We start from the raw sequence: 26,759 nt of genomic DNA on the forward strand, positions 1-26,759 counted from the left end.
TTTTTGTGGTATCTATTTAATCCAATTTTAAGATACAATACATTTTACAAATATATCGTAAACTAATCTAGTATTGAAACTTTTTTATCAACATCTACTTACTGTATTTCCTTTTTCGAAGAAATGTAAATAAAAGTCCAAAAATCCCCAATATTAGGATTGGTAACCCGATAGTTATAGCTTGTGTAAGACTATAGTTTTCATAAACTTTTTCTTTATCTAAAAGAGGTAAGTCAAGATCCTTGCTTCTAATGTTAATAAGTCCTGTGTCATCAAGTAAATAATTCACGCAGTTTAGCATGAAATCCTTATTGTCATATAGTTTTCCGGAGCGTTGGTCAAAACCTAGTTCAACTGGTTCAAAGTTTTTATCTAATTGGTTTTTAACTAAATCCCCGTCAGAGATTACAATCATTTTGTTTTTTACTCCATTCGATTCATAATTTGATTGATCAAATGGCAAAACTCTATTTTGATACATTGATTTAAAAGAGCCTTCAAGTAAAACTGATAACGGAATGTAACCTGTATTGATATAATGATTAGGGCTCGTTTCTTCAGCAACGATATCTAAACTAATTTCAGCAGGTGTACCTACTTTTTTTGAATATTGAGAAGATTGTAACAGAATTGTTTTTTTGATTCCGTTTTTTAAAGTGTCAATAGGATTTGCAAAATCAAATTTGATTCCGCCCAAATTTTTAACAATAGGGTGTTTGCTTTGTGGGTAAACTAGTGGAGCAAATTTCCAATTAAAATCTTGAAATTGTGTTGCGCTTCCTTGTTCTCCGGTAGCTAGTTTTATAGGGCTTCCTTGTTCATCTTTTACAATATCAGGATTGATTCTAAAACCATATTTAAAAAACATGTCGTTTAAATTCAAATCCCTCGGGAAGGCTAAAGTAGCTCCGGAGGCATTATACAAACTGTCCATTTCTACTGCAACTTCATCAATTAACCACAATGTTTTACCACCATGCATAATATATTGGTCAAGAACTTGTTTTTCAGCATCAGAAAAAGTAATCGTAGGTTTGGCAATAATCGCCAAATCATATTTTTCTAAAGCCTCTAAGCTTCTCGTAGGATTTGTTGCTACGGAGTCTAAAGTAAAAGGACCTATATGGTAACTTTCTCTCATTTGTAAAAGAAATTTGGCCATAAAAATATCCTGTAATTCTCCATTTCCTTTAAGTACAGCAATTGTTTTTTGCTTTGGAATAGTGATTTTATTTATAGCGTCAGCAATGGAGTATTCAAGGTGCTGTACAGATCCAATTACTTTTTCAGTAGTGCTAGCGCCCATTATATTTTTTAATAAAGGAATGTTAACTTCTTTATTGTCATAAACGGCAATTGCCCAAGGGAAAACCATTGCTTGAGACTGCTTTCCTTTATCTTCAACTGTAATATTTACCGGTGTTAACCCTTTACTGTATAATTGTTTAATGTTATCCATGCTTTGGTCCTCGTTTTCTAAAGGATTCACAAATTCAAAGAATATATTACTATTGTAAGCTTGAAACTCTTCAAGTAATTGTTGTGTTTCCTGCTGTAAACGTTTAAAATCAGAGGGCAAATCGCCTTGCATGTATATTTTTATCGAAAGCGGATTTTTTACCTGCTTGATAATAGTTAAGGAAGTTTGAGATAGCGTGTATCTTTTATCCTTCGTTAAATCAAAACGATGAAAAAAGAAATTTCCAATAGCATTTACAGCTACTAACAATGCAATTACAAACAGTAACGATTTTAAGTTTTTTTGATTAGCTGTCTTCATTACAATTTAATAGTTTTAAGTTTATAAACAGTAAACGATAGAAATAAAACCATGATACTTGCAAAATAAAGGATGTCTCTGGTATCAATAACTCCGCGTCCCATACTTTTAAAATGATCTTGCATTCCTAACGCCGCTATGTAAGCAGATAATGAGGGGGATAATGTAGCAATTCCTTCAAATCCAAAATAGAAAAAGAAACATACAAAAACAGCAAATATAAAAGCCACTATTTGATTGTCAGAAAGCGTAGAGCTAAATATTCCAATTGCTGCATACGCTCCAATCAAAAATAATAACCCAAAATAGGCTCCTATTGTACTTCCCATATCGATATTTCCTTCAGGCATGCCTAATTTAGAAATTGCAATAACATAAATAAATGTAGGGATTATTGCCATAATAATTAAAGCAACTGCTGCTAGAAATTTTCCGTTTACGATTTCCCAAATACTTAAAGGTTTTGTTAGTAATAACTCTAAAGTTCCTTGTTTTTTTTCATCCGAAAAACTGCGCATTGTCACAGCGGGGATTAAAAAGATAAATATCCATGGTGCCAAAGTAAAAAACGGACTTAAATCAGCGAAACCCGTATTTAAAATATTGTAATCTCCCTGAAAAACCCACAGAAACAATCCGTTAAGTATCAAAAATAGGCCAATGACTAAATAGCCTATGGGTGAACCAAAAAAAGATTTAATCTCTCGTAATAATATTGCTTTCATTTTTTAACTTTTGTTTAAAAGTATGCGTTTATAGTTGTTGCTTTAAATATAAATTAAGCTAAAGAAGCTAGTTTGTCAACACTCCAAGCTTCGGGTTTGTCATTGAATAATTTCTTTGTAAATGTCCAAACCTCATTGAAGAATTCTGATTTTCGATATGCTTCTAAATCGGCTTCAGTTTCCCAGTAACTGTAGGTAAAAAAGATATTTTTGTTGGTTTTATCCTGATACAATTCTAAAAGACGGTTTCCAGGAGCTGAACGAATGCGGTCCTTTATAGATTCAAAATTCTCTAAGAAAGCACTAATGTTTTCTTCGTGGAAACTCAATTTTACTATTCGTACAAACATTTTATTTTTTTGAATTTATGATTAAGCTTTTGCAAAAGCATTTATATATGATTCTAATTTTTAAATTCTAGTGTAACTACATCTCTATAGTTCAGTCCTAACAAGCTATGAGCTGATCCTACTGTTGCAGGATTGCTTCTAAATACGGCGATTTCTAAATAACCTGCTTCATTAAAAATGGCAAGCTTTTCTCCTTCATAATTCTTAATCGAATATTTTTCAGAGCTAGCAATAGCTGAATAATTAGGTAGTATTGTTTTGATGTTTTTAGTCTTCATGATGATTTCATAAGGACGCCCCTTGGCAACTTCTAAGAATTGTTTCTTGGTAATATTTGTTACCACATTCCCAAAATGATCAATATAAATAACATGGCCTTTAATGGTGTTATTAGTGTCTAAAGTCACTGCTTTCAAGGCTGTGATTTCCTTTATAGCTGTAGTTTCTCTACCTATAACATTTAATAAGCCTCCCTTTGCAATATGGCAAGCCACTTTTACAAAAACATCTAATCCAGAAGCATCACTTGGCAATCGGTCGTGAATATTAATGGTAACAATCTTTTGCGGAACAATTTTTTGCGAAAGCATACTTAAAATTCCGTTATCAGCAGCAATAAAGTAAGAATCATTCCATTGCATGGCAATATGCTGGTTCTCTTTGTTTAATTCCATGTCTACACCTATAATATGTACAGTGCCTTTTGGAAAACTAGAATATGCCGCTCCAATAATGTAACTTGCTTCTACAGTGTTGAATGGATCAATGTGATGCGAGATGTCAATAATTTTAGCCTCTGAATATTCAGATAAAATCTTCCCTTTCAACGCACCTACAAAGTGATCTTTCAAGCCGTAATCTGTCGTAAGGGTAATTATTGACATAAATTTGTTTATAACTATTGGTGTTACCTAAAACTAATTTTCATTAAATTTGAGAAATGCAAAGCTAATAATAGTATTTTCAAAAACGCAAAAAACAAATATAAATTCTAACTATTAAGAGAAATAAAACTAAGGTTTAAAACTAAAACGTATTAGACTTATTTATTGTTTAATTTTAATATAAAACTACAACTTTTGAACGAAAGAATAATTGAACTGATAGATATTGCACCAAAAGATTTTTGGGGCGCACAAGATACTCATCTTGAATTAATTAAAAAGTATTATCCCAAGCTTAAAATAGTAGCTAGAGGGACTACATTAAAAGCCTTTGGAGAGAAAGAAATCTTAGATGAATTCGAAAAACGTTTTCAACGATTGATGCTCCACTTTAGCCGATACAATAATATAGATAATAATGTCATTGAACGCGTGATTTTAGGTGATCCTCAAGATGATCGTAAAATGGCAGGAAACGATAAGATTTTAGTACATGGAGTAGGAGGTAAGATCATTAAAGCAATGACACCTAATCAGCAATTACTTGTAGATACAATCAATAAAAACGATATGGTATTTGCAGTAGGCCCTGCTGGAACAGGAAAAACATACACTGGAGTTGCAATGGCGGTGAAGGCCTTGAAGGAAAAACAAGTTAAACGTATTATTTTGACTCGTCCTGCAGTTGAAGCAGGTGAAAATTTAGGTTTCCTCCCTGGTGATATGAAAGAAAAATTAGATCCTTACATGCAACCACTTTATGATGCATTAAGAGACATGCTTCCTAATGAAAAATTAGAAGATTATATTTTAAAAGGAATTATCCAAATTGCGCCATTGGCATTTATGCGTGGTAGAACACTTGATAATGCATTTGTAATTCTAGACGAGGCACAAAACACAACCCATTCTCAAATGAAAATGTTCTTAACCCGTATGGGGAAAAGTGCTAAATTTATGGTTACCGGTGATCCTGGTCAAGTAGATTTACCTCGCCGAACAATTTCAGGACTTAAAGAAGCTTTGCTTGTTTTGAAAGATATTGAAGGAATTGGGATAATTTATCTCGATGATAAAGACATTGTACGACATAGATTAGTGAAGAAAGTAATCGACGCTTATAAATATACCGAAAATCCTGATTAATTTTTTTGTAAGTCAAAAATAAAAAATATATATTGCCGAAAAATACGACTACATTGTGGTCGTATTTATTGGCTAATTTTTTGCAGACATATATTAAATAAAATAAATTGAAGAATATACTGATTACGGGAGCTTCAGGTGGAATAGGGCAAGAAATGGCTTTTTACTTTGCTCAAAATGGATGGAATGTTATTGCAACAATGTTATGTCTCAGTCATGGAACAGCACTTGTAGATAAAAAAAATATATACTGTTATGTTCTTGATGTAACCTCTACTGAAAGTATTGCTGCAGCAAAAGAAAAAATATTGAGCGACTTTAAAACTATTGATGTAGTTGTTAATAACGCGGGTATTGGTTACCGAAGTATTGTAGAACTTTCAGAAGACACACAAATTAATAGTATTGTAGATATAAATTATTTGGGCGTTGTAAAAGTTTGTCGCGCATTTATTCCCGTTTTTAGAGAACAAAATTCAGGACAGTTTATAAATATTACTTCTATTGCAGGTTTAGTAAACTTACCATTGGGGAGTTTTTATCATTCTACAAAACATGCTGTCGAAAGTTTTTCAGAATGTATGGCTTATGAATTGGCAGGTTTTAATATTAGTGTTGCAACAGTCCAATTTGGAAATACCCCTTCTGATTTTCAAAAAAATGTAACAAAATCAGAGCGTTCTTCGCTGCAATGTTACAATGATTTAATGGACAAAATTAGCGCAGTAGTAGAAAATAAAACCAAAAAGAATAAAGACTTAAAGCCTCAAATAATTAGAAAAATATTTAAAATTGCAGCGCATCCTTCACGTAATTTTAAAAGATACACTATTGGTTTTGACGCTAATTTACTTAATATAATTAGATCGAATATTGGGTATCGTTTATTTGGTAAGATTATCAGACTATTCGTTTTTAAGTAAAACACTAGCTTAAATCACGTCAAAAATATTGAAAATTATTTTATACCTATTCATTATTTTCAAAAATGGAATTCCAATCATTAAATTCAAGATCAGCTAAATTATATTCATTTAAACTTTCGATAAAAACAAGATAGGCTTTGTTGAATATTGATTTCAATTTGCAATTGTGAGATTTAAAAACGCAAGGTTTTGCATCACAATTTACAACGGGAGAATCATCCTGCTCTAATAAATGAATTAAATCTCCTATGGGGATTATTTTAGCTTTTTCGGAAATCGTTATTCCGCCATTTTTTCCTCTTTTGGTTTGAACCAAATCATTTGCTGCCAAAAATTGAACCACTTTAATGAGATGGTTTCGTGAGATTTTGAAAGCATTGGCTAAATCATCTAAAGAGCTTTGAGAGCTGTCTTTTTTTTGATTTAAATACATCAATACACGCATACTAAAATCTGTAAAGTGGTTTAATTTCATATTTTTTGAGCTTAATTTAATGTTATTAGTTGTGGTCCAAATTCTTCGTAAAAGATAGCCTCTCTTGTTACGCCAAGTTCTATCAATGATTGATATTGTTTCCTAATAAATAATTCAGGTCCGCAAATATAATATTTTGCATCGTTAATAATTATCTCTTCTTTATATTGATGCAATTCGGCTCTTCCTTCAATTGCATTTGTTGGTGATTCAGGTAGTGTTTCGTAAAAAACGAAAGACGTTAGCCAGTTCTCATTATTGTTCAAGTCTTCAATAGTCTCTTTAAAAGCGTGCACATTTTCATTACGACAGCTATGAACCCAAACTGTTTTGTTTTTTTGGAGTGCCTTTTTATTTGCTTCTACCATACTCATTAATGGAGTTATCCCAACACCGCCACTAATCAAGACTAATGGATTTATCGATTCAGGATCAGCATAAAAAACTCCCGCTGGTGCTGTTACATCAATTGTGTCTCCCGCTTTTTTGGCATGCAATACATTCGAAACAATTCCGTCTGGTGTTGTTCTCCCTTTTTCGCTTTTTATAGATATTCTATAATACTCTTCGTTAAAACTACTAGACAAACTATATTGTCTCGGTTGGTCGTAGCCTAGTTCAGGTACAAATGTTTTGATAGAAATATATTGACCAGGAAAAAATGATGCAATCGCATTACCATCTTGCGGTTTTAGATAGAAAGATTTAATTTCATCACTCTCAGTTACTATTTTATCAATTATAAATGTTCTCCAACCTTTCCAACCGCCTTTACTATTTGCTGTTTTCTGATACATTTCTTCCTCAATAGAAATCATTATTTGTGCTAATTCTCCATAGGCGCATACCCAAGCGGCTACTAAATCCTCTGTGGCTGTATCTCCTAATACTTCTTTAATGGATTCTATTAAATGATGACCAACAATGTCATATTGTTCAGGTAAAATATGCAGACTGACGTGCTTGTTTCCAATTGATTTTAAAACGTTTATTAAAACCGATGGATCATCTATATTTTCAGCGTAAGCGAGTACAGCTCCTGTTAAAGCACTTTGCTGTTTACCATTGGCTTGATTAGCCATATTAAAAATATTTTTTAACTCGGGATTGTTTTTTAACATTCTCTGATAAAAATAATTTACTAAAATATTTCCGCTTGATTTTAATATAGGAACGGTAGCTTTTACTATTTCTTTTTGAGCTGTATTCATGATTTTCGTATTTTGTTTTAACAAAGGTAGTACAAAAAACTTATTGTTATATTTAAAATGCAACAATAAGTTTTTTAATTTTATGCAATAGAAATGTTTTTACTAGAAAGGAGCAGGAAATGAAAAGCTTTTTAAGTAATCATGTTGTAGTTTTATTCTCTTAAATGTTTTACAAACAATTGGTATTCTATTTAAAATTCAATATTTTTGAAAAGATTGCAAACGAACACAAAAATGAAAATTAAAGACAATATTAAAGTTATTATTAGTGATCTTGATGGGACTTTATTAGATACTAATCATCAAATATCCAGTTATACACAAACTATTTTTCAAGAATTATACAAGCAAAATTATTTGATAATCGTAGCTACAGGTAGGCATCATTTAGACGCTATGCCATTAATTGCAAGTTTGGGTTTTCCAGTGTATTTAGTAACTTCTAATGGCGCCCGTATACATTCTCCTAAAAAGGAATTGTTGTTTTCATTTGATATTGAAAGTGACGCAATCAAATCGGTTTTACAATTAGAAATCGACGCTGAATTTACTACGGTGCTTTTTAAAGAAAATGTTTGGCAAACCAATAAGCACAACGAGAAATTAAACAGTTTTCAAAAAGAATTAAATTACGCTCCTGAACTAGTAAACTTTAATGAAGTGGCGGATCTAAAATCCATAAAGATGTTTTTTACTCATGAAAGTCACGGAAAGTTAATTGAATTAAGAGACCGTATCTTAGTTAATCATGCTGAAATATTTAGCCATGCTTTTAGTTTGCCTCACTGCTTAGAATTCATGGACAAATCTGTCGATAAAAGTGTAGCAATTGCAAAGATTTTAGAAATTGAAAACTTTAATTTTGAGCAAACAATTTCTTTTGGGGATGGTTATAATGATGAGAAAATGCTTAATGCTTCCGCAAAAGGATTACTAATGGGGAATGCTCCAGATAGTTTGAAAAGTAAGTTGTCAAATCTAGAAGTAATTGGTACAAATGCTGAAAACGGAGTAGCTACTTATTTGTCTGAGAAACTGTTGAAAGAACCAGTTTTAAGTATTTAACGTTTCTAAATTCCTAACGACTTTTTTAAATACTTTACAAAGTGTATTTTTGTGTGAAACAAACTTCACATAAAATGATTAGAGCTTTTTTTATACTCACATTTTTATTTTTATCAATTTCTGGTCAAAGCCAAACGCTCCAGTTAGAAGAAATAATGAAAGGCGATACTTTTATAGGTGAACAGCCTTTTTATGGTAGATGGTCCTTAGATAATAAAAAAGTGTATTTTGAATGGAATCCCAATAATGATTTGGGTTCTAGCACTTATTTCTGGCAAGCGGGGATGACTAAACCGCAATTGGCTACATCTTTAGAATCTGCCTTTTCTAAATTAGAATTTAAAAGTAAACCTAATGCAACTATTGTTTATTATATTGATAAAGGTGCTTTGTATTCATATAATATTCCAAATAAAATCTCAAAAAAATTACTGCAACAATCCAATCCTATAACTGACTTACAGTTAGGCAAAGAGACAGGTGTTTTGTTTTTTATACAAAATGAAAATATCTTAAAGTTTGATACCAATAAAGGAACTGTTGTTCAGCTTACAAATTTTAAGTCGGGTGAGGATGAAGCGATAGAGGATAAGAAAGATTCTTTTTTGCAAACACAGCAAAAAGAATTATTTCAGTTTGTAAGAGATCAAGAAGCTAAGAAAAAGTGGAACAAGGCTAAAGCCGATGAAAATAAAACTGATTTTCCTAAATCGTATTATTATGGTAAAGATTCTTTTGAAAGTCTAAAGGCAAATCCAAAAGGAAGTTTTGCTACGTTTAGACTGGCTGAAATTGTTGAGAATAAAAGTGAAATCATGGAAAATTTTATCACTGAAGATGGATACAATAAATCAGTGAATACCAAAGAGAAAGTCTCTGTCACTAACTTAAATAAATCGAGATTCGGGATTTATTCTGTAGCTAAAGATTCCGTTTACTTTATGAACTTTTCGTCTTTAAGTCATATCCAAGAACAACCTACTTATTATAAGGAATACGATAATTTAAAAAATAAAGAAAAAGAGGATAGATTGATTTTTACACAAGAGCCTACTTACAGTGAAGATGGGGCTCGTGCAGTTACTGAAATTAGGAGTCTTGACAATAAAGACAGATGGATCGTTGAACTAAACTTAGAAAAAGGAACTTTCAAGGAATTAGAGCACCAGCATGATGAAGCTTGGATTGGCGGACCTGGAATTCCATCCTATACTTATAGTTCAGGAACATTAGGTTTTTTAAATGATAATGAAACTATTTATTTTCAATCAGAAGCTACGGGTTATTCACATTTGTATTCTTATAATTTAAAAACAAATAAAAAAAGCCAACTTACAAAAGGCAATTGGGAAGTAAGAGATGTTACCCTTTCTAAAGATAAGAAAACATTTTACTTAACTACAAATACAACACATCCTGGAAATAGGGATTTTTATAAAATGGATATAGCTGATGGCATAATGCATCCCATTTTAACTAAAGACGGTGCGCACGAAGTGGTTCTTTCGCCTGACGAAAGTACATTACTGGTTCGTTATTCCTATAAAAATAAGCCTTGGGAATTTTATATAGCTGCCAATAAAAGAGAAACAGCATTATCTGCAATAACGCATTCTACTACTAAAGCATTTGAATCTTACTCTTGGCGAACTCCTGAGGTGATTACTTTTAAAGCTCAAGATGGAACCAATGTAAATGCAAGATTGTACAAACCAGAATCGAGTAAGGCGAATCAAGCAGCTGTTATTTTTGTTCATGGTGCGGGTTATTTGCAAAATGCGCACAATTACTGGAGTAGCTACCACAGAGAATATATGTTTCATAATCTATTGACTGATTTGGGATACACTGTTTTGGATATTGATTATAGAGGGAGTGATGGTTATGGCCGTGATTTTAGAACCGGAATTTACCGTTTTATGGGTGGAAAAGATTTATCAGATCAGATAGATGGTAAAAAATATTTGGTTCAAAATTTAGGTATTGATGCAAATAGAGTAGGAATGTACGGTGGGTCATACGGTGGTTTTATTACTTTGATGGCTATGTTAACGCAACCAACCGAGTTTAATTCGGGTGCTGCAATCCGTTCTGTTACTGATTGGGCGCATTACAACCACGGCTATACTGGAAATATTTTAAATTTTCCGGAAACAGACCCTATTGCTTTCAAGAAAAGTTCCCCTATTTATTTTGCTGATAATTTACAAGGTGACTTGTTAATGTTACACGGTATGGTAGATGATAATGTAGAATATAAAGATATTATTCGTTTGTCACAGCGCTTTATCGAATTAGGAAAAAAGAATTGGAATCTAGCTTCGTTTCCTGTTGAAGCTCATGGATTTAAGGAAACCTATTCTTGGGTAGATGAGTACAGCAGAATCCTGAATTTATTTAATAATACGCTTTTAGAAAACAAGAATTAAATGCTATGAAATAGGCGTAATAATATGACAACTATTTTGTGTATTTCTTTGAAAGAAACTACTTTTGCAAAACACAACACAACTTAAAAGATGAACACTATAACAACTACGAATTTTAATTTTCCAAATCAAAAATCCGTTTACCACGGTAAGGTAAGAGAGGTTTATAATATTAATGATGAACTTCTTGTTATGGTGGCTACAGATAGGCTATCAGCTTTTGATGTGGTTTTACCCAAAGGGATTCCGTATAAAGGACAAATCTTAAACCAGATTGCTACAAAGTTCATGGAGCTTACACAAGATATTGTTCCCAACTGGTTAATTGCAACACCAGATCCTAGTGTAGCTGTGGGGCATTTATGTTCTCCTTTTAAGGTCGAAATGGTAATTCGTGGGTATTTGTCAGGTCACGCTGCACGTGAATACGCTCTAGGTAAAAGAGAAATTTGTGGGGTAACAATGACCGAAGGTTTAAAAGAGAATGATAAATTCCCTGAGCCAATCATCACGCCAACTACAAAAGCAAATAATGGAGAACACGATGAAGATATTTCTCGTGAGGACATTTTAGAAAAAGGGATTGTAACTGAAGAAGATTATTTAGTTTTAGAAAAATATACTAGAGCCTTATTTCAAAGAGGAACTGAAATTGCTGCAAGTCGTGGATTGATTTTGGTAGACACCAAATATGAATTTGGAAAAACTAAGGAAGGCGTAATCGTATTAATTGACGAAATCCACACGCCAGATTCTTCTCGTTATTTTTATTCAGAAGGATATCAAGGTAGACAAGACAATGGCGAAGAGCAAAAGCAATTATCGAAAGAGTTTGTTCGCCGTTGGTTAATAGAAAATGGGTTTCAAGGAAAAGAAGGACAACAAATTCCTGATATGGATGAAGCTTATATCACTTCGGTTTCTGAGAGATATATAGAGTTGTATGAAATGATTCTTGGAGAGAAATTCGTAAAAGCAGATATATCAAATATTGATAGTCGAATAGAAAAAAACGTTTTGAGTTATTTGTCAAAATAATAACAAGAAAACAATAATATAAAAAGCCGCAATTCTATTAAGAATTGCGGCTTTATTATTTTATCTCTTTTGAAAATTATACTAAGCTAAAAGTTAGCTTATTTTTAAAAGTTGTTTGTTTTGAATTTTTGAAAATAAAATCAAACCTGTGATTGCACCAATTGTAGCGAACAACATGTCAGACTGGGTGTCCCAAATATCTCCCTGAGTTCCTAAAAAAGCATCTCCACCATCACCAGTTGCTAATGATACAAACCATTCGATCCATTCATAAGCTGCACTAATAGCTAAACAAATACTAACTATGATAAAGTTAAAAAAGCTTTTATTACTAATCACTTTTTTACGAATAAATAATTCTCTTGTAATCATAGCAGGAACTAATCCTTGAGCAAAATGCCCTAGCTTATCATAGTTATTCCTAGTTTGATGAAATGTCTCCTTGATAAAGTCAAAGAAGGGAACTTCGGCATAGGTATAATGCCCACCTATGAATAAAATAATACAGTGAATCAGAATCAATAAATACGTAAAATTGGTAAATCTAAATTTGTTAAACGTAAAAGCTAAAACTAGAAACCCAATAATGGCAGGTATAACTTCTAAGAAACAAGTGAAACCTTCATTTGGATTTATTACAGACCATAAAAAAAATCCAAAATATACAATTAGCATTAAATAGAGGTACTTCATAGTTTGTTTTTTAGCCCTGATAGAAGCGGCATCTCCCGATTTAGAAAAACAAGGCTTTTTTTGCCGTAGTTTTTGTTAATCGGGAATACAGCGGATAGCAGGAATAGTTCCAAATATTATTTAAAATAAGAGAATGTTTCGTTGTTCTCTATTTTTAAAAGTGTTTCGTATATCAATTTGATTACATTTTCAACATCATCGCGGTGTACCATTTCTACCGTAGTATGCATGTAGCGCAATGGTAACGATATCAATGCCGAAGCCACACCACCATTACTGTAAGCAAAAGCATCAGTATCAGTACCAGTCACACGTGACGAAGCCAAACGTTGAAATGGTATGTTCTTTTCTTCGGCAGTATTTAAAATTAGTTCTCTCAAATTATTTTGAACGGCAGGAGCATAAGTCACTACTGGTCCTTTTCCTATTTTTGTTTCTCCTTCAATTTTTTTGTCAATCATAGGAGTAGTAGAGTCGTGGCACACATCAGTAACAATGGCTACATTAGGCTTGATTGTTTGAGTGATCATTTCAGCTCCGCGTAAACCTACTTCTTCTTGAACAGAGTTTGTAATGTATAAACCAAAAGGTAATTTCACTTTATTCTCATGCAGTAAACGGGCAACTTCGGCAATCATAAAACCACCCATACGATTATCAATTGCGCGACAAACAAATTTATTTTCGTTTAATACCATGAATTCATCAGGGTAGGTGATCACGCAACCTACATGTACTCCTAGTTTTTCAACCTGCTCTTTAGTTTCACAACCTAGATCTATAAAGATATTGCTTATTGAAGGCGCTTCCTCTTTGTCGCGATTACGTGTGTGAATTGCTGGCCAACCAAAAACTCCTTTTACAATTCCGTTTTTAGTGTGAATATTTACTCTTTTTGAAGGTGCGATTTGGTGATCTGATCCACCATTTCTAATTACATAAACCATACCTTCATCATTAATATAGTTTACATACCATGCAATTTCGTCTGCATGTCCTTCAATGACTACTTTGTATTTTGCGTCTGGATTAATGATTCCCACAGCAGTTCCATAAGTATCTGTGATAAAAGTATCAACGTATGGTTTTAGATAATCCATCCAAATTTTTTGTCCTTCAGCTTCAAATCCAGTAGGGGAAGCGTTGTTTAGGTATTTTTCTAAAAATGTAAGAGAGGATTGATTTAATATTGATTGTGTGCTCATAAAAATTATTTTTTGCTAATTTATAAATTTGGCATCACAGTTGCACATATAATCCATAATTTTACATTTAAATTATGCCCTATGAAAATTGTTGCTGTATTGCTATTTTTATTTTTGTCGATGATTACTAATGCACAGATCATTCCTATTGATCCTTCACGGCCCACTGTCGAGATCGATGAAGACTATGATATTAAAAAAGATACTATTGCGCTAGATGAAATTGTAGTTTCTAAAGAAAAACTCGATCCTGATGCTAGAAAGCAATTTTTAATTCTTCAAAACCGTGTACTTCGGGTGTATCCTTATGCAAAATTAGCTTCAGAAAGATTGACGCTATTGAATAAGGGAATGGAAAAACTAGCTACTAATAAGGAGAAGAAAAAATATTTCAAAATTGTAGAAGACTATCTTAATAATGAGTTCGAAGCAAAACTTAAAAAATTATCACGAAGCCAGGGTCGAATATTAGTTAAATTGATTCATCGTCAAACAGGATCTACGACATTCGAATTAGTAAAAACTTTAAAAAGCGGTTGGAAGGCCTTTTGGTCTAATACAGCGGCTGGTGTTTTTGATATAGACCTAAAGTCAAAGTACAGTCCTTACGACGTAAATGAGGACTTCTTAATTGAGAATATCTTACAACGTGCTTTCGAAAGCAGAAGATTGCAAAATCAACCAGCTGCAAATCCAGTTGATATAGATGCTTTGAATGATTTCTGGCAGTCGAAAGCCGAAAAGCAAAAGGAGTCGTAAATGGAGTCTTAGTGTTATCTATATATAATAAGAAGTCCCATATGATTTCATTTTTAAAAATCAGGAGCTATTTCCTGCTATCCGCTACAATCTAGTTCGCTAATCCCGATAGTTATCGGGAGGCTCACTAGGATTTTCACTACTATCAGGGCTAGGGAGGAGTGGGGTTGATTGAATCAAGATTTTGCTACCTATATATAAGGAGTAAGTAATTTATTCGAGTCGCAACTTTAAAAAAGAGAAGACTTCCTTTAAAAGTCAAACAACTTGTACAAAGTACCTCTTTCCTGTATAGAAGTTTAATGAAAGGTATTTTAAGCGAGTTGCAACTTAGGGAAAACAATAAATAGGTCGTAAATCTAATAAAAACCCAATCTACAATAGTAATAATTCCTACTTTTACTCAAAACTGCACCAGCAGCTCTTTTTCAAAGATAAGATTTCCAGCAATTTAAAATTAAAGTTATAAAAACATTAAAAAAAGGCAATCAAAAGTATTGTTTAACGGAAAAGAGTTAGTACTTTTGCACCCGCAACAGCGAATAAGTTCTTTACATTATGGCAAGCAAAACGGAATAAGTTGAAAATTTATTTTCAGATTATTTTAAAAAAAGCTTGTGAGAAATAAAAGAGTTTATTACTTTTGCACCCGCTTCGGGAAACATGTTTAACATGCAAACGAGGTTGAAAAAAAGATAAGAACACGTTCCTAGACATATTGAATTGACAGCCGTTTTAACAGAGATGTTAGAACAAAAGAATAAGAGTAATAGAATAGATAGATTAGAGTATAACCAATAGATCTTCAGTCAAAAATAAATAGCTTAGTAATAAGCAAATAATATACGATGAAGAGTTTGATCCTGGCTCAGGATGAACGCTAGCGGCAGGCTTAACACATGCAAGTCGAGGGGTAGTTATCTTCGGATAATGAGACCGGCGCACGGGTGCGTAACGCGTATGCAATCTACCTTTCACAGAGGGATAGCCCAGAGAAATTTGGATTAATACCTCATAGTATAGTAGTCTCGCATGAGATCACTATTAAAGATTTATCGGTGAAAGATGAGCATGCGTCCCATTAGTTAGTTGGTAAGGTAACGGCTTACCAAGACTACGATGGGTAGGGGTCCTGAGAGGGAGATCCCCCACACTGGTACTGAGACACGGACCAGACTCCTACGGGAGGCAGCAGTGAGGAATATTGGACAATGGGCGCAAGCCTGATCCAGCCATGCCGCGTGCAGGATGACGGTCCTATGGATTGTAAACTGCTTTTATACAGGAAGAAACACTGGTTCGTGAACCAGCTTGACGGTACTGTAAGAATAAGGATCGGCTAACTCCGTGCCAGCAGCCGCGGTAATACGGAGGATCCAAGCGTTATCCGGAATCATTGGGTTTAAAGGGTCCGTAGGCGGTCAGATAAGTCAGTGGTGAAAGCCCATCGCTCAACGGTGGAACGGCCATTGATACTGTCTGACTTGAATTATTAGGAAGTAACTAGAATATGTAGTGTAGCGGTGAAATGCTTAGAGATTACATGGAATACCAATTGCGAAGGCAGGTTACTACTAATATATTGACGCTGATGGACGAAAGCGTGGGTAGCGAACAGGATTAGATACCCTGGTAGTCCACGCCGTAAACGATGGATACTAGCTGTTGGGAGCAATCTCAGTGGCTAAGCGAAAGTGATAAGTATCCCACCTGGGGAGTACGAACGCAAGTTTGAAACTCAAAGGAATTGACGGGGGCCCGCACAAGCGGTGGAGCATGTGGTTTAATTCGATGATACGCGAGGAACCTTACCAAGGCTTAAATGTAGATTGACCGGTTTGGAAACAGACTTTTCGCAAGACAATTTACAAGGTGCTGCATGGTTGTCGTCAGCTCGTGCCGTGAGGTGTCAGGTTAAGTCCTATAACGAGCGCAACCCCTGTTGTTAGTTGCCAGCGAGTCATGTCGGGAACTCTAACAAGACTGCCAGTGTAAACTGTGAGGAAGGTGGGGATGACGTCAAATCATCACGGCCCTTACGCCTTGGGCTACACACGTGCTACAATGGGCGGTACAGAGAGCAGCCACTGGGCAACCAGGAGCGAATCTACAAAACCGTTCTCAGTTCGGATCGGAGTCTGCAACTCGACTCCGTGAAGCTGGAATCGCTAGTAATCGGATATCAGCCATGATCCGGTGAATACGTTCCCGGGCCTTGTACACACCGCCCGTCAAGCCATGGAAGCTGGGGGTGCCTGAAGTCGGTGACCGCAAGGAGCTGCCTAGGGTAAAACTGGTAACTAGGGCTAAGTCGTAACAAGGTAGCCGTACCGGAAGGTGCGGCTGGAACACCTCCTTTCTAGAGCCTTAGTGTTAGCTAAGTATTGTTTTTAATGAATAAGTATTTATACTTAAGAATTAAGAATTAAGAAAAGCACGGTAGGGAAAGAGACGAAAAGAGACATTGGGGTCTGATTTAGAAGCTTTATTACTCTTGCTGTTAATTTAAAGAAATTGAATAAAAAATAATTTAAGAATAAGAGTGTCTCGTAGCTCAGCTGGTTAGAGTACTACACTGATAATGTAGGGGTCGACAGTTCGAGTCTGTCCGAGACAACTATTAAAAACTTAAAGGAAATTCTAGAGTTGAAAAGCAACAAAATTAGTGCTAGTCACTAATTACTGTTCACTAGTCACTCATGAAATTGGGGGATTAGCTCAGCTGGCTAGAGCGCCTGCCTTGCACGCAGGAGGTCAACGGTTCGACTCCGTTATTCTCCACAAATCCCCTCCTAACCTCCCCAAAGGGGAGGAACCCAGAGTAATCGGCTCTCCCCCTTCGGGGGAGTTGGAGGGGGATTAAAGTTCATTGACATATTGAGATAAGAAAAATATTAAAAGTAGAAAGCGTTTTTTACTAGAGATAGTAAAAGACAAAAAAAACGGTCTTAATTAACTTTAAGATTGGTACAATAAGCAAAATAAGGGCGTATGGGGGATGCCTTGGCTCTCAGAGGCGATGAAAGGCGTGATAAGCTGCGAAAAGTTACGGGGACAAGCACACATTGATTGATCCGTAAATACCTGAATGGGGCAACCCACTAGATTGAAGATCTAGTACACCTTCGGGTGGGCAAACCCGCTGAACTGAAACATCTAAGTAGGCGGAGGAGAAGAAAACAAAAGTGATTCCGTAAGTAGTGGCGAGCGAACGCGGATTAGCCCAAACCAATGTTGTTACGGCAATGTTGGGGTTGTAGGACCACGTTATTTGTTGCGGATAGAATTAGAATTTACTGGAAAGTAAAGCCAAAGAAGGTGATAGCCCTGTATAAGTAATAGAAGATAACAATAGTGGTATCCTGAGTAGGGCGGGACACGAGAAATCCTGTCTGAATTTGGCGGGACCATCCGCTAAGGCTAAATACTCCTGAGAGACCGATAGTGAACCAGTACCGTGAGGGAAAGGTGAAAAGAACCGTGAATAACGGAGTGAAATAGATCCTGAAACCATACGCTTACAAGCGGTCGGAGCCCTTTAGTGGGGTGACGGCGTGCCTTTTGCATAATGAGCCTACGAGTTAACGTTGCTGGCAAGGATAAGTGGTTAAGCCACGGATCCGTAGCGAAAGCGAGTCTGAATAGGGCGCTTTAGTCAGTAGTGTTAGACGCGAAACCGTGTGATCTACCCATGGACAGGTTGAAGCTTTGTTAACCCAAAGTGGAGGACCGAACCCGTTGACGTTGAAAAGTCTTGGGATGATCTGTGGGTAGGGGTGAAAGGCCAATCAAACTCGGAAATAGCTCGTACTCCCCGAAATGCATTTAGGTGCAGCGTTATGTTTAAAGTTATATAGAGGTAGAGCTACTGATTGGATGCGGGGGCTTCACCGCCTACCAATTCCTGACAAACTCCGAATGCTATATAATGTTTCGTAACAGTGAGGGCTTGGGTGCTAAGGTCCAAGTCCGAGAGGGAAAGAACCCAGACCATCAGCTAAGGTCCCCAAATATATACTAAGTTGAAAGAACGAGGTTTGTCTGCATAGACAGCTAGGATGTTGGCTTGGAAGCAGCCATTCATTTAAAGAGTGCGTAACAGCTCACTAGTCGAGCGGACGAGCATGGATAATAATCGGGCATAAGTATATTACCGAAGCTATGGATTTACAATTTATTGTAAGTGGTAGGGGAGCATTCTCACAGGGTAGAAGGTGTATCGTAAGGTATGCTGGACCGGTGAGAAAAGAAAATGTAGGCATAAGTAACGATAATGCGGGCGAGAAACCCGCACACCGAAAGACTAAGGTTTCCACAGCTATGCTAATCAGCTGTGGGTTAGTCGGGACCTAAGGCGAACCCGAAAGGGACAGTCGATGGACAACGGGTTAATATTCCCGTACTACTGTTAACTGTGATGGGGTGACGGAGTGATGAAAGTGCCGCGAACTGACGGAATAGTTCGTTGAAGTACCTACCTATAAGCTGCGCAGGCAAATCCACGCGGCTTGGGGAAATACGATAGTACTCGGCGTCTTCGGACAAAGAGATAGTGCACCTAAGGGCTTCCAAGAAAAACCTCTAAACTTCAGGTTAATAGTACCCGTACCGCAAACCGACACAGGTAGTCGAGATGAGAATTCTAAGGTGCTCGAGAGATTCATGGCTAAGGAATTAGGCAAAATAGACCCGTAACTTCGGGAGAAGGGTCGCCAGCAGCAATGCTGGCCGCAGTGAAGAGGTCCAGGCGACTGTTTATCAAAAACACAGGGCTCTGCAAAATCGTAAGATGAAGTATAGGGCCTGACACCTGCCCGGTGCTGGAAGGTTAAGTGGAGATGTTATCTTCGGAGAAGCATTGAAATGAAGCCCCAGTAAACGGCGGCCGTAACTATAACGGTCCTAAGGTAGCGAAATTCCTTGTCGGGTAAGTTCCGACCTGCACGAATGGTGTAACGATCTGGACACTGTCTCAGCCATGAGCTCGGTGAAATTGTAGTAGCGGTGAAGATGCCGCTTACCCGCAGTGGGACGAAAAGACCCTGTGCACCTTTACTATAGCTTAGTATTGACTTTGGACAAATGATGTGTAGGATAGGTTGGAGACTGTGAAGTGGCGTCGCTAGGCGTTGTGGAGTCATTGTTGAAATACAACCCTTTGTTTGTCTGAAGCCTAACCCCGCATTGCGGGGGACATTGCTTGGTGGGTAGTTTGACTGGGGTGGTCGCCTCCAAAAGAGTAACGGAGGCTTCTAAAGGTTCCCTCAGTACGCTTGGTAACCGTGCGTAGAGTGCAATGGCATAAGGGAGCTTGACTGAGAGACATACAGGTCGATCAGGTACGAAAGTAGAGCATAGTGATCCGGTGGTTCCGCATGGAAGGGCCATCGCTCAAAGGATAAAAGGTACGCCGGGGATAACAGGCTGATCTCCCCCAAGAGCTCATATCGACGGGGGGGTTTGGCACCTCGATGTCGGCTCGTCACATCCTGGGGCTGGAGAAGGTCCCAAGGGTTGGGCTGTTCGCCCATTAAAGTGGCACGCGAGCTGGGTTCAGAACGTCGTGAGACAGTTCGGTCTCTATCTACTGTGGGCGCAAGAAATTTGAGTGGATCTGATTCTAGTACGAGAGGACCGAATTGGACAAACCTCTAGTGTATCTGTTGTCACGCCAGTGGCATCGCAGAGTAGCTACGTTTGGAAGGGATAAGCGCTGAAAGCATATAAGCGCGAAACCCACCACAAGATGAGATTTCTTTTAAGGATCGTGGGAGATGACCACGTTGATAGGCTATAGATGTAAAGGCAGTAATGTCATAGTCGAGTAGTACTAATAATCCGTAAGCTTATGTACACCCTTTCCAGTGCACGAAAGTGCACTGGGGAAACTTTCTCCCTTCGACTTCGCTCAGTGCAAGTCAAGATTAATACTTTTTTCTTTATCTCAGTATGTTAAGATATTATGTAATTGTTCCCGATAGTATCGGGACCCCTTGCAAAACGACCTTAAGGTGGTTATTGCGGCGGGGCTCACCTCTTCCCATCCCGAACAGAGTAGTTAAGCCCGCCTGCGCAGATGGTACTGCAGTTATGTGGGAGAGTATGTCGTCGCCTTTCTTTTTAATAAAGATAGTAATATTCATATTCTATTTTATTAGATAATAATTTTATTTTAGTAAAATTAATGGTACCTTAGCTCAGATGGTAGAGCAATGGACTGAAAATCCATGTGTCCCTGGTTCGATCCCTGGAGGTACCACTATAATGCTCGGATGGTGAAATTGGTAGACACGCTGGACTTAAAATCCAGTGAACAGCAATGTTCGTGCGGGTTCAAGTCCCGCTCTGAGTACAATAAGCTTCATTTAGTTAATTCTAAATGGAGCTTTTTCTTTGATCAATAATATAGTTTGAGTATTATAGGATCAAAAACAAAAGTTGGGGATTAGGCAAATAATTTAGTTAATCTAAAGAGAAAGAAATCAATTTTTCTAATACCTCTATCCCGACAGTTATCGGGAGATTACTAAAAGCTTTTATTTTAGCATTAAAAGATTCTGCCGAAGCATTTGTGCTACGGTTATCGAAGTGGCTTAGTGTTGAATTATAATTGACCGTTATTGTATTAAGTATGATATTGAAGTTTTCAAAGCCCGATTCTACCACTTTTCTATACTAGTGTGCTAATTTCAAAATAGCGATATTTTTACCATTATTATTGTTGTAGATAATTCGTAATTGCTGTGATAAAGTATATACTTTTTTAGGTCAGGATACAATTCGAATAATAGCAGCTTTCTCTCTTTTTGGTTGTTCCTCCATTTGTCGCGGGATTTATAAAGTAAGTAGCGACTTCGGACTAATAATTGTTTTGCATTAGCTCCATTATTTAAAAGTTGGGAAGTGTATGTTTTGTTTTCTGATTTAGCTTGTGCTATCGCCTGATTTTCTCTGTCCATTGCTTCCCATTGGTACTTGATTCTAATTTCTTGAAAACCTTTAAAACTAGTTTTTGTACATGGAAACGATTTGTTAGCTGTATAGCATTTAAAAATATTTTTTAGCTATCAACTTCATAGAATTAGCCATATCCAATGTAATTTCTATAACTGTTTGCCTTTTTTTAATGTAAATTTTACTCAGGTGTTCAATTACTTGTTATGTCTTAGTGCCAGTAACAATTGATACTGTGGAAAATTTCTTTCATTTAGCGTTTTATTAGTGATAATACTTTGAAGTTATCTTTGAGATAAGACTACTTCATCTGTAGCCAAATGAGTTCCTGTATTTTCGGGGTAAATAATCCATTGATGTGCATGCTCTCTAGGTTCCCAAGCGCTAAAAGGACTAAGATGCTTTTTTATATTGTCTTTGAATCTTTTTTACCATCAACACCAAATAAAACTCCAATTACATGACAATTAATGAGTGTTTTATCAATTAATTTTTTTTAAAAAAGTGTCAAATTCTTGCGTCATACAAATTCCTTGTGCTACAATATTTCAATCAAGATTGTATAATCTATTGAGGTTCTTTGTCATCGAAATTCTATTACTTACCATCAATTGAATATGATAGTCTTATTTTGATTAATGTCTTAATAAGATTTAATTGCGTGAGAGATAGTAAAGGCATCCTTTTATTTTGTCCCGATAGCTATTGTTATTACATAAAAGATATAATGGTTAGCTCGACCCTTTTGGGTCACGCCATATTTTTATAAATAGTTATTATGTTGTAATTAATTTTACTAAAAAGTGTTTAATATTGTTCAAAAGAAGCTATACGGTTAAAAGTTAATTCAAGTTTTTTTATACTTTCTTAATCAAATAGTTTAGCATGGATAGATTAATTGGTTTTGGTAAAAAATCAATTACCATTGGATATTTTTTTGCTTTTTCTAAGTCTTCGGGGTCAATTGTTGAAGATAATACTACAACTTTTATAGTATGAAATGTTTCATAATATGGAGTGCTGAAACTTTCTAAAAATTCCCATCCACCCATTATGGGCATATTTAAATCTAAAAATATTAATTGAGGAATATCGTCTAGGTTATGATTGTTTCTTAATTCGTTAAATAGTGACAATGCTTCTTGTCCATTTTTAGCAGTAATGATAGTTTTAGAAAATGATGCACGAGCGATTACTTTTTCACATAACATTAGTGTTATAGGGTCGTCATCAATAAAGAGGATTTTGTCTAGCATTTAGATTATAATTTAAATGTTATAACAAAGGTGGTTCCCTTGTTGACTTGACTTTCTATTGTTATATTGCCTCCCATTGCTTCAACTTGAGATTTAACCAAATACAGTCCTAACCCTTTACTTTCAGGATGATCGTGAAACCTTTGGTATAAACCAAATATTTTTTCTTTATTTCTTTTTAAATCAATTCCGATACCGTTGTCTTTAAATGTTAATATCACATTGTTGTCAATCTGATGCGATGCCATTGATATTTCTAAGATTTTGTCTGGCGATCGATATTTTATTGAATTTGTTAGTAAATTGAGAAGAATACTTTCAATATAAGATTTATTTATTAATAAGTTAGGAGCTTTATTGAAATCCGTGTTTATTAAGGGTTTGTACTTCTCAATTTGAAAAGTTATTTGGTTGAATACATTTTGAAATACTTCATTCAATGATACAGATTCTTTTTGAATTGAGGGATTATCTTTAATAACCATTATTTTTGTAAGATCGTTTATTGTGTCGTTTAAAAGATGCGTTGATTTATCGAGTCCATTAAGGATTTCCTTAAGTTCGGTGTCTTGAATTTCTATGTCATCTACTAAATTAAGAAGTCCAATTAAATTGGATAATGGTGCTCTTAAGTTGTGAGAGGTTATATATGAGAATTGTTTTAAATCTTTATTTGTTTGGGTAAGTTCTCTTATTAAGTGTTCTTTTTCTCTTTCTTGTCTTTTTTCTTCGGTTACGTCTCTTTGTATAGAAACCCAATGTGAAACTTCATTTTCATAACTATGAATTGGGATCATTGTAAAACGAAGCCAAAAGGATTCTTTGTTTTTTTTATAACAAAGAATTTCAAGCACATTTTCTTCTCTTTTTTTGATCGAAGAGATGATTTTTTTTATGATTTTTGGATCGGTGTTTTCACCATTAAAAATATCTGGTGATTGGCCTATTATATTCTGAGATTCATATCCCGTCATTTTTGTAAAGGCTGGATTTACATAGACAATCTTTGGGAGTTGGTTGCTGTTGAAATCGGCTTCAGTGATTACAATAGAATCCTTTGTTTGTAAAATAACAGTTTCGAGTAATCTAAGCCTAAGTTCTTCTTCTTTTTGTTTTGTGATATCTTGTATTGCACTTATCATCCTAACAGGTTTGCCTTTTTGATCTTTCAATATGAATCCCCTATCTAGAACGTATTTATAAGTATTATCAGCGCATTTGAAACGGTATTCATCTTGCCATTTATCTGTTTTTTCTTCTAAGAAAGAGTACAATTTAATAGACATTTTTATGCTATCCTCAGGGTGGATATTATCAAACCACCATTTGGATGTTTTACCAACTTGATTTTCATTATAACCAAATATTGTTTCAAGCCCTTTGCTCCATATTAGGTTGTCATCTTGTATTTTCCAATCTCTTATGGTGTCACTTGTTGCTTTGGCTACAATATCATATTTTTCCTTCGATTCTTTTATTTCTTCGTTTATTTTTTGAAGTCTATTGTAATAAGAGCCGTTTCGTCCATCATTTTTAGACAAAACAAATCGTAATGAAATAGCTGTAAAGAAAACCAAAAAAATATCTTTGGTAAAATTATATAATTGATAATTGCTACTGTATAAGTATCTTAGTGATATTTTATGAAAAACTATAGCAGCAAACATCGCGATGAGGAGGTATATTAGTGCTATTTGGTTAGATTTGTTTTTCATTACTCAAATGTAATTAAATATTATCAATAATAAAATAGGCTTTAATTTTTATTTGCATAGTGTTTTTAGGATTAAATGTTCCTAATTAGTTAAGTGTATGTAAAGTATTGGATAAATATTTGTTTTATCAAAATAAAGTGTACCTTTGCACTCATTAAAAATCACAGATGGAATCTATTAGAAATATTGCAATTATTGCCCACGTCGATCACGGTAAAACAACTTTGGTTGATAAAATTATGTATCACTGTCAGTTATTTCGTGACAACGAAAACACAGGTGACTTAATCCTTGATAATAACGACTTAGAGCGTGAAAGAGGTATTACTATTACTTCAAAGAATGTTTCTGTTCAGTATAAAGGAACAAAAATCAACATTATTGATACTCCTGGTCACGCCGATTTCGGTGGTGAGGTAGAACGTGTATTGAATATGGCTGATGGTGTTTGTTTATTGGTAGATGCTTTTGAAGGGCCAATGCCACAAACGCGTTTTGTATTGCAGAAAGCGATTGACTTAGGGCTAAAGCCATGTGTTGTAATCAATAAAGTTGATAAAGAAAACTGTACTCCTGAAGAAGTTCATGAAAAAGTTTTTGACTTAATGTTTGAATTAGGTGCTGAAGAATGGCAGTTGGATTTCCCAACAGTTTACGGTTCTGCTAAGAACAACTGGATGTCTGATCATTGGGAAAACGTAACTGATAATGTGGAAGCATTATTAGATATGGTAATCGAAAATGTTCCTGCACCTAAAGTTTCTGAAGGAACTCCGCAAATGTTAATTACATCTTTAGATTTCTCAGCTTTTACAGGTCGTATCGCTATTGGACGTCTTGAAAGAGGAGTATTGAAAGAAGGAATGCCAATCTCATTAGTAAAAAGAGATGGTACTATATCAAAATCACGTATCAAGGAATTACATACTTTTGAAGGTCTTGGTCGTAAAAAAGTAACAGAAGTAATTGCTGGAGATATTTGCGCTATTATTGGTGTTGAAGGTTTCGAAATTGGTGATACTATTGCTGATGCTGAAAATCCAGAAGGTTTAAAATCAATTGCTATTGATGAACCTACTATGAGTATGTTGTTTACAATTAATGATTCTCCTTTCTTTGGAAAAGAGGGTAAATTTGTAACGTCTCGTCATATTCGTGAAAGATTAACAAAAGAATTAGAGAAAAATTTAGCCATGAAAATGGGTGAAACTGATTCAGCAGATAAATTCATGGTTTTCGGTCGTGGTGTACTTCACTTATCTGTTCTTATTGAAACAATGAGAAGAGAAGGGTATGAGTTACAAATCGGTCAACCACAAGTTATCATCAAAGAAATTGATGGTAAAAAATGTGAGCCAATTGAAGAATTGACAATCGATTTACCAGAAACACTTTCTGGAAGAGCGGTAGAATTTGTTACTATGCGTAAAGGTGAAATGTTAAGCATGGAGACTAAAGGAGAACGTATGATAGTGAAATTTAATATTCCATCTCGTGGAATTATTGGATTGCGTAATCAACTTCTTACTGCAACAGCTGGTGAGGCCATTATGGCACACCGTTTTATTGGATATGAGCCTTACAAAGGAGAAATTGCTGGACGTAACAAAGGTTCATTAATTTCTATGGAAAAAGGAAAAGCAATTCCTTACTCTATTGATAAATTACAAGATCGTGGTAAGTTTTTTGTTGAACCAAATACTGAAATTTACGAAGGTCAGGTAATTGGAGAAAATTCACGTGCAGATGATATGTGTGTAAACGTAACAAAAGAGAAAAAACAATCTAACGTTCGTTCTTCAGGAAATGATGAGAAAGCAAGAATTATTCCTCCAATCATTTTCTCTTTAGAAGAAGCATTAGAATATATTCAAAAAGATGAGTATGTAGAGGTTACTCCAAAATCTATTCGTTTGAGAAAAATCTATTTGACTGAAACTGATAGAAAAAGATTTAAAATCTAATACTATCACAAGTATATTAAAAAAGCCATTTCGTAAGAAATGGTTTTTTTTGTTTAATATAATAGCATTAAAGTTTTTAAATTAGTTTTTATTTTTTAGTGTATTTGAATTTAAAAGTAGTCAAGCAACATTAGTGATTTTAGTACTTTTTTTAGAATATTCTAATTGTGAGTTGATGGTTTTC

General features: G+C 35.1%; 18 protein-coding genes, 4 tRNA genes and 3 rRNA genes. 14 read left to right on the top strand and 11 right to left on the bottom strand.

From position 1 onward, the window contains the following. Positions 1-94: 94 nt before the first annotated feature. Genes gldG through ACVEGE_RS11905 form a run of 4 tightly spaced genes read right to left on the bottom strand, consistent with a single transcriptional unit; the run spans position 95 to position 3,739 of the window. A complete protein-coding gene (gene gldG / locus ACVEGE_RS11890) occupies positions 95-1,780 on the bottom strand; it encodes a gliding motility-associated ABC transporter substrate-binding protein GldG (RefSeq protein ID WP_192499804.1) in 1,686 nt (561 codons plus the stop codon). Then, positions 1,780-2,505 (bottom strand): gliding motility-associated ABC transporter permease subunit GldF, encoded by a 726-nt coding sequence (gene gldF / locus ACVEGE_RS11895; protein ID WP_192499805.1) that lies wholly within the window; start codon positions 2,503-2,505, stop codon positions 1,780-1,782. Before gldF ends, gldG begins: the two co-directional genes overlap by 1 nt. Before the next feature lie 53 nt (positions 2,506-2,558). After that, complete coding sequence (locus ACVEGE_RS11900; RefSeq protein ID WP_173854656.1) at positions 2,559-2,855, bottom strand: putative quinol monooxygenase; 297 nt, start codon at positions 2,853-2,855, stop codon at positions 2,559-2,561. Between the two features lie 53 nt (positions 2,856-2,908). Then, positions 2,909-3,739, bottom strand: coding sequence for an SAM hydrolase/SAM-dependent halogenase family protein (locus ACVEGE_RS11905; RefSeq protein ID WP_192499806.1), 831 nt, complete (start codon positions 3,737-3,739; stop codon positions 2,909-2,911). Positions 3,740-3,934: 195 nt separating this feature from the next. On the opposite strand from ACVEGE_RS11905, the gene ACVEGE_RS11910 reads away from it, so the two are divergent. Both ACVEGE_RS11910 and ACVEGE_RS11915 read left to right on the top strand, forming a co-directional pair. After that, positions 3,935-4,885: a PhoH family protein gene (locus tag ACVEGE_RS11910; protein ID WP_173857488.1), complete on the top strand. Its 951-nt coding sequence runs from the start codon at positions 3,935-3,937 to the stop codon at positions 4,883-4,885. 107 nt (positions 4,886-4,992) lie between these two features. Beyond that, entirely contained in the window at positions 4,993-5,808 is an 816-nt protein-coding gene (locus tag ACVEGE_RS11915; RefSeq protein ID WP_192499807.1) for an SDR family NAD(P)-dependent oxidoreductase, read from the top strand. 46 nt (positions 5,809-5,854) lie between these two features. Here the strand turns inward: ACVEGE_RS11915 and ACVEGE_RS11920 are convergent, their stop codons facing one another. Both ACVEGE_RS11920 and hmpA read right to left on the bottom strand, forming a co-directional pair. Next, on the bottom strand, positions 5,855-6,286 hold the full coding sequence (locus tag ACVEGE_RS11920; RefSeq protein WP_192499808.1) for an RrF2 family transcriptional regulator: 432 nt from the start codon (positions 6,284-6,286) through the stop codon (positions 5,855-5,857). Between the two features lie 11 nt (positions 6,287-6,297). Beyond that, entirely contained in the window at positions 6,298-7,497 is a 1,200-nt protein-coding gene (gene hmpA, locus ACVEGE_RS11925; RefSeq protein ID WP_192499809.1) for an NO-inducible flavohemoprotein, read from the bottom strand. Between the two features lie 234 nt (positions 7,498-7,731). Between hmpA and ACVEGE_RS11930 the strand changes: the two genes are divergently transcribed. The 3 genes from ACVEGE_RS11930 (at position 7,732) to ACVEGE_RS11940 (ending at position 12,029) form a co-directional block, all read left to right on the top strand. Beyond that, positions 7,732-8,562, top strand: a complete 831-nt coding sequence (locus tag ACVEGE_RS11930) for a Cof-type HAD-IIB family hydrolase (protein WP_192499810.1) — start codon at positions 7,732-7,734, stop codon at positions 8,560-8,562. Between the two features lie 74 nt (positions 8,563-8,636). Continuing rightward, positions 8,637-10,991: a S9 family peptidase gene (locus tag ACVEGE_RS11935; protein ID WP_192499811.1), complete on the top strand. Its 2,355-nt coding sequence runs from the start codon at positions 8,637-8,639 to the stop codon at positions 10,989-10,991. A gap of 90 nt (positions 10,992-11,081) precedes the next feature. Continuing rightward, complete coding sequence (locus ACVEGE_RS11940; RefSeq protein ID WP_192499812.1) at positions 11,082-12,029, top strand: phosphoribosylaminoimidazolesuccinocarboxamide synthase; 948 nt, start codon at positions 11,082-11,084, stop codon at positions 12,027-12,029. Between the two features lie 93 nt (positions 12,030-12,122). On the opposite strand, the gene ACVEGE_RS11945 is transcribed toward ACVEGE_RS11940, so the two are convergent. Continuing rightward, positions 12,123-12,722 (bottom strand): DUF2238 domain-containing protein, encoded by a 600-nt coding sequence (locus tag ACVEGE_RS11945; RefSeq protein ID WP_192499813.1) that lies wholly within the window; start codon positions 12,720-12,722, stop codon positions 12,123-12,125. A gap of 116 nt (positions 12,723-12,838) precedes the next feature. Beyond that, positions 12,839-13,927 carry a M42 family metallopeptidase gene (locus ACVEGE_RS11950; RefSeq protein ID WP_192499814.1) on the bottom strand — a complete coding sequence of 363 codons (1,089 nt, stop codon included), beginning with the start codon at positions 13,925-13,927 and terminating at the stop codon, positions 12,839-12,841. Between the two features lie 81 nt (positions 13,928-14,008). Between ACVEGE_RS11950 and ACVEGE_RS11955 the strand changes: the two genes are divergently transcribed. The 8 genes from ACVEGE_RS11955 (at position 14,009) to ACVEGE_RS11990 (ending at position 21,038) form a co-directional block, all read left to right on the top strand. After that, a complete protein-coding gene (locus ACVEGE_RS11955) occupies positions 14,009-14,686 on the top strand; it encodes a DUF4294 domain-containing protein (protein WP_173854667.1) in 678 nt (225 codons plus the stop codon). An 845-nt stretch (positions 14,687-15,531) separates the two neighbouring features. Continuing rightward, a 16S ribosomal RNA gene (locus ACVEGE_RS11960) occupies positions 15,532-17,045 on the top strand. Between the two features lie 184 nt (positions 17,046-17,229). Next, positions 17,230-17,303: transfer RNA gene (locus ACVEGE_RS11965), tRNA-Ile, on the top strand. 90 nt (positions 17,304-17,393) lie between these two features. Further along, positions 17,394-17,467, top strand: a tRNA-Ala gene (locus ACVEGE_RS11970). Positions 17,468-17,656: 189 nt separating this feature from the next. After that, positions 17,657-20,540 (top strand): 23S ribosomal RNA (locus tag ACVEGE_RS11975). Positions 20,541-20,693: 153 nt separating this feature from the next. Continuing rightward, positions 20,694-20,803, top strand: a 5S ribosomal RNA gene (rrf, locus tag ACVEGE_RS11980). Together the 16S, 23S and 5S rRNA genes with 4 tRNA genes alongside form the textbook arrangement of a ribosomal RNA operon. Before the next feature lie 69 nt (positions 20,804-20,872). Then, a tRNA-Phe gene (locus ACVEGE_RS11985) sits at positions 20,873-20,945 on the top strand. A 7-nt stretch (positions 20,946-20,952) separates the two neighbouring features. Continuing rightward, positions 20,953-21,038, top strand: a tRNA-Leu gene (locus ACVEGE_RS11990). Between the two features lie 110 nt (positions 21,039-21,148). On the opposite strand, the gene ACVEGE_RS11995 is transcribed toward ACVEGE_RS11990, so the two are convergent. The 3 genes from ACVEGE_RS11995 to ACVEGE_RS12005 all read right to left on the bottom strand — a co-directional run bounded on the left by ACVEGE_RS11995 (position 21,149) and on the right by ACVEGE_RS12005 (position 24,611). Beyond that, positions 21,149-21,352, bottom strand: a complete 204-nt coding sequence (locus tag ACVEGE_RS11995) for a transposase (RefSeq protein WP_370566962.1) — start codon at positions 21,350-21,352, stop codon at positions 21,149-21,151. Positions 21,353-22,497: 1,145 nt separating this feature from the next. Next, positions 22,498-22,896: a response regulator gene (locus ACVEGE_RS12000; RefSeq protein WP_192500323.1), complete on the bottom strand. Its 399-nt coding sequence runs from the start codon at positions 22,894-22,896 to the stop codon at positions 22,498-22,500. Positions 22,897-22,901: 5 nt separating this feature from the next. Next, positions 22,902-24,611 carry a sensor histidine kinase gene (locus ACVEGE_RS12005; RefSeq protein WP_192500324.1) on the bottom strand — a complete coding sequence of 570 codons (1,710 nt, stop codon included), beginning with the start codon at positions 24,609-24,611 and terminating at the stop codon, positions 22,902-22,904. A gap of 167 nt (positions 24,612-24,778) precedes the next feature. Here ACVEGE_RS12005 and typA point away from each other — a divergent pair, with 167 nt between their 5' ends. Further along, positions 24,779-26,575 (top strand): translational GTPase TypA, encoded by a 1,797-nt coding sequence (typA, locus tag ACVEGE_RS12010; RefSeq protein ID WP_173853313.1) that lies wholly within the window; start codon positions 24,779-24,781, stop codon positions 26,573-26,575. Positions 26,576-26,759: the final 184 nt, after the last annotated feature.

The sequence above is a fragment of the Flavobacterium sp. PL002 genome, from assembly GCF_054165825.1.

Excerpts from the sequence above, each read along its gene's own strand:
- ACVEGE_RS11900 (WP_173854656.1), bottom strand. The coding sequence starts at position 2,855 with ATGTTTGTACGAATAGTAAAATTGAGTTTCCACGAAGAAAACATTAGT.
- gldG (WP_192499804.1), bottom strand. The coding sequence starts at position 1,780 with ATGAAGACAGCTAATCAAAAAAACTTAAAATCGTTACTGTTTGTAATT.
- ACVEGE_RS11920 (WP_192499808.1), bottom strand. The coding sequence starts at position 6,286 with ATGAAATTAAACCACTTTACAGATTTTAGTATGCGTGTATTGATGTAT.
- hmpA (WP_192499809.1), bottom strand. The coding sequence starts at position 7,497 with ATGAATACAGCTCAAAAAGAAATAGTAAAAGCTACCGTTCCTATATTA.
- ACVEGE_RS11940 (WP_192499812.1), top strand. The coding sequence starts at position 11,082 with ATGAACACTATAACAACTACGAATTTTAATTTTCCAAATCAAAAATCC.
- ACVEGE_RS12005 (WP_192500324.1), bottom strand. The coding sequence starts at position 24,611 with ATGAAAAACAAATCTAACCAAATAGCACTAATATACCTCCTCATCGCG.
- ACVEGE_RS11955 (WP_173854667.1), top strand. The coding sequence starts at position 14,009 with ATGAAAATTGTTGCTGTATTGCTATTTTTATTTTTGTCGATGATTACT.
- ACVEGE_RS11945 (WP_192499813.1), bottom strand. The coding sequence starts at position 12,722 with ATGAAGTACCTCTATTTAATGCTAATTGTATATTTTGGATTTTTTTTA.
- ACVEGE_RS11905 (WP_192499806.1), bottom strand. The coding sequence starts at position 3,739 with ATGTCAATAATTACCCTTACGACAGATTACGGCTTGAAAGATCACTTT.
- ACVEGE_RS11950 (WP_192499814.1), bottom strand. The coding sequence starts at position 13,927 with ATGAGCACACAATCAATATTAAATCAATCCTCTCTTACATTTTTAGAA.
- ACVEGE_RS12000 (WP_192500323.1), bottom strand. The coding sequence starts at position 22,896 with ATGCTAGACAAAATCCTCTTTATTGATGACGACCCTATAACACTAATG.
- ACVEGE_RS11930 (WP_192499810.1), top strand. The coding sequence starts at position 7,732 with ATGAAAATTAAAGACAATATTAAAGTTATTATTAGTGATCTTGATGGG.
- gldF (WP_192499805.1), bottom strand. The coding sequence starts at position 2,505 with ATGAAAGCAATATTATTACGAGAGATTAAATCTTTTTTTGGTTCACCC.
- typA (WP_173853313.1), top strand. The coding sequence starts at position 24,779 with ATGGAATCTATTAGAAATATTGCAATTATTGCCCACGTCGATCACGGT.
- ACVEGE_RS11935 (WP_192499811.1), top strand. The coding sequence starts at position 8,637 with ATGATTAGAGCTTTTTTTATACTCACATTTTTATTTTTATCAATTTCT.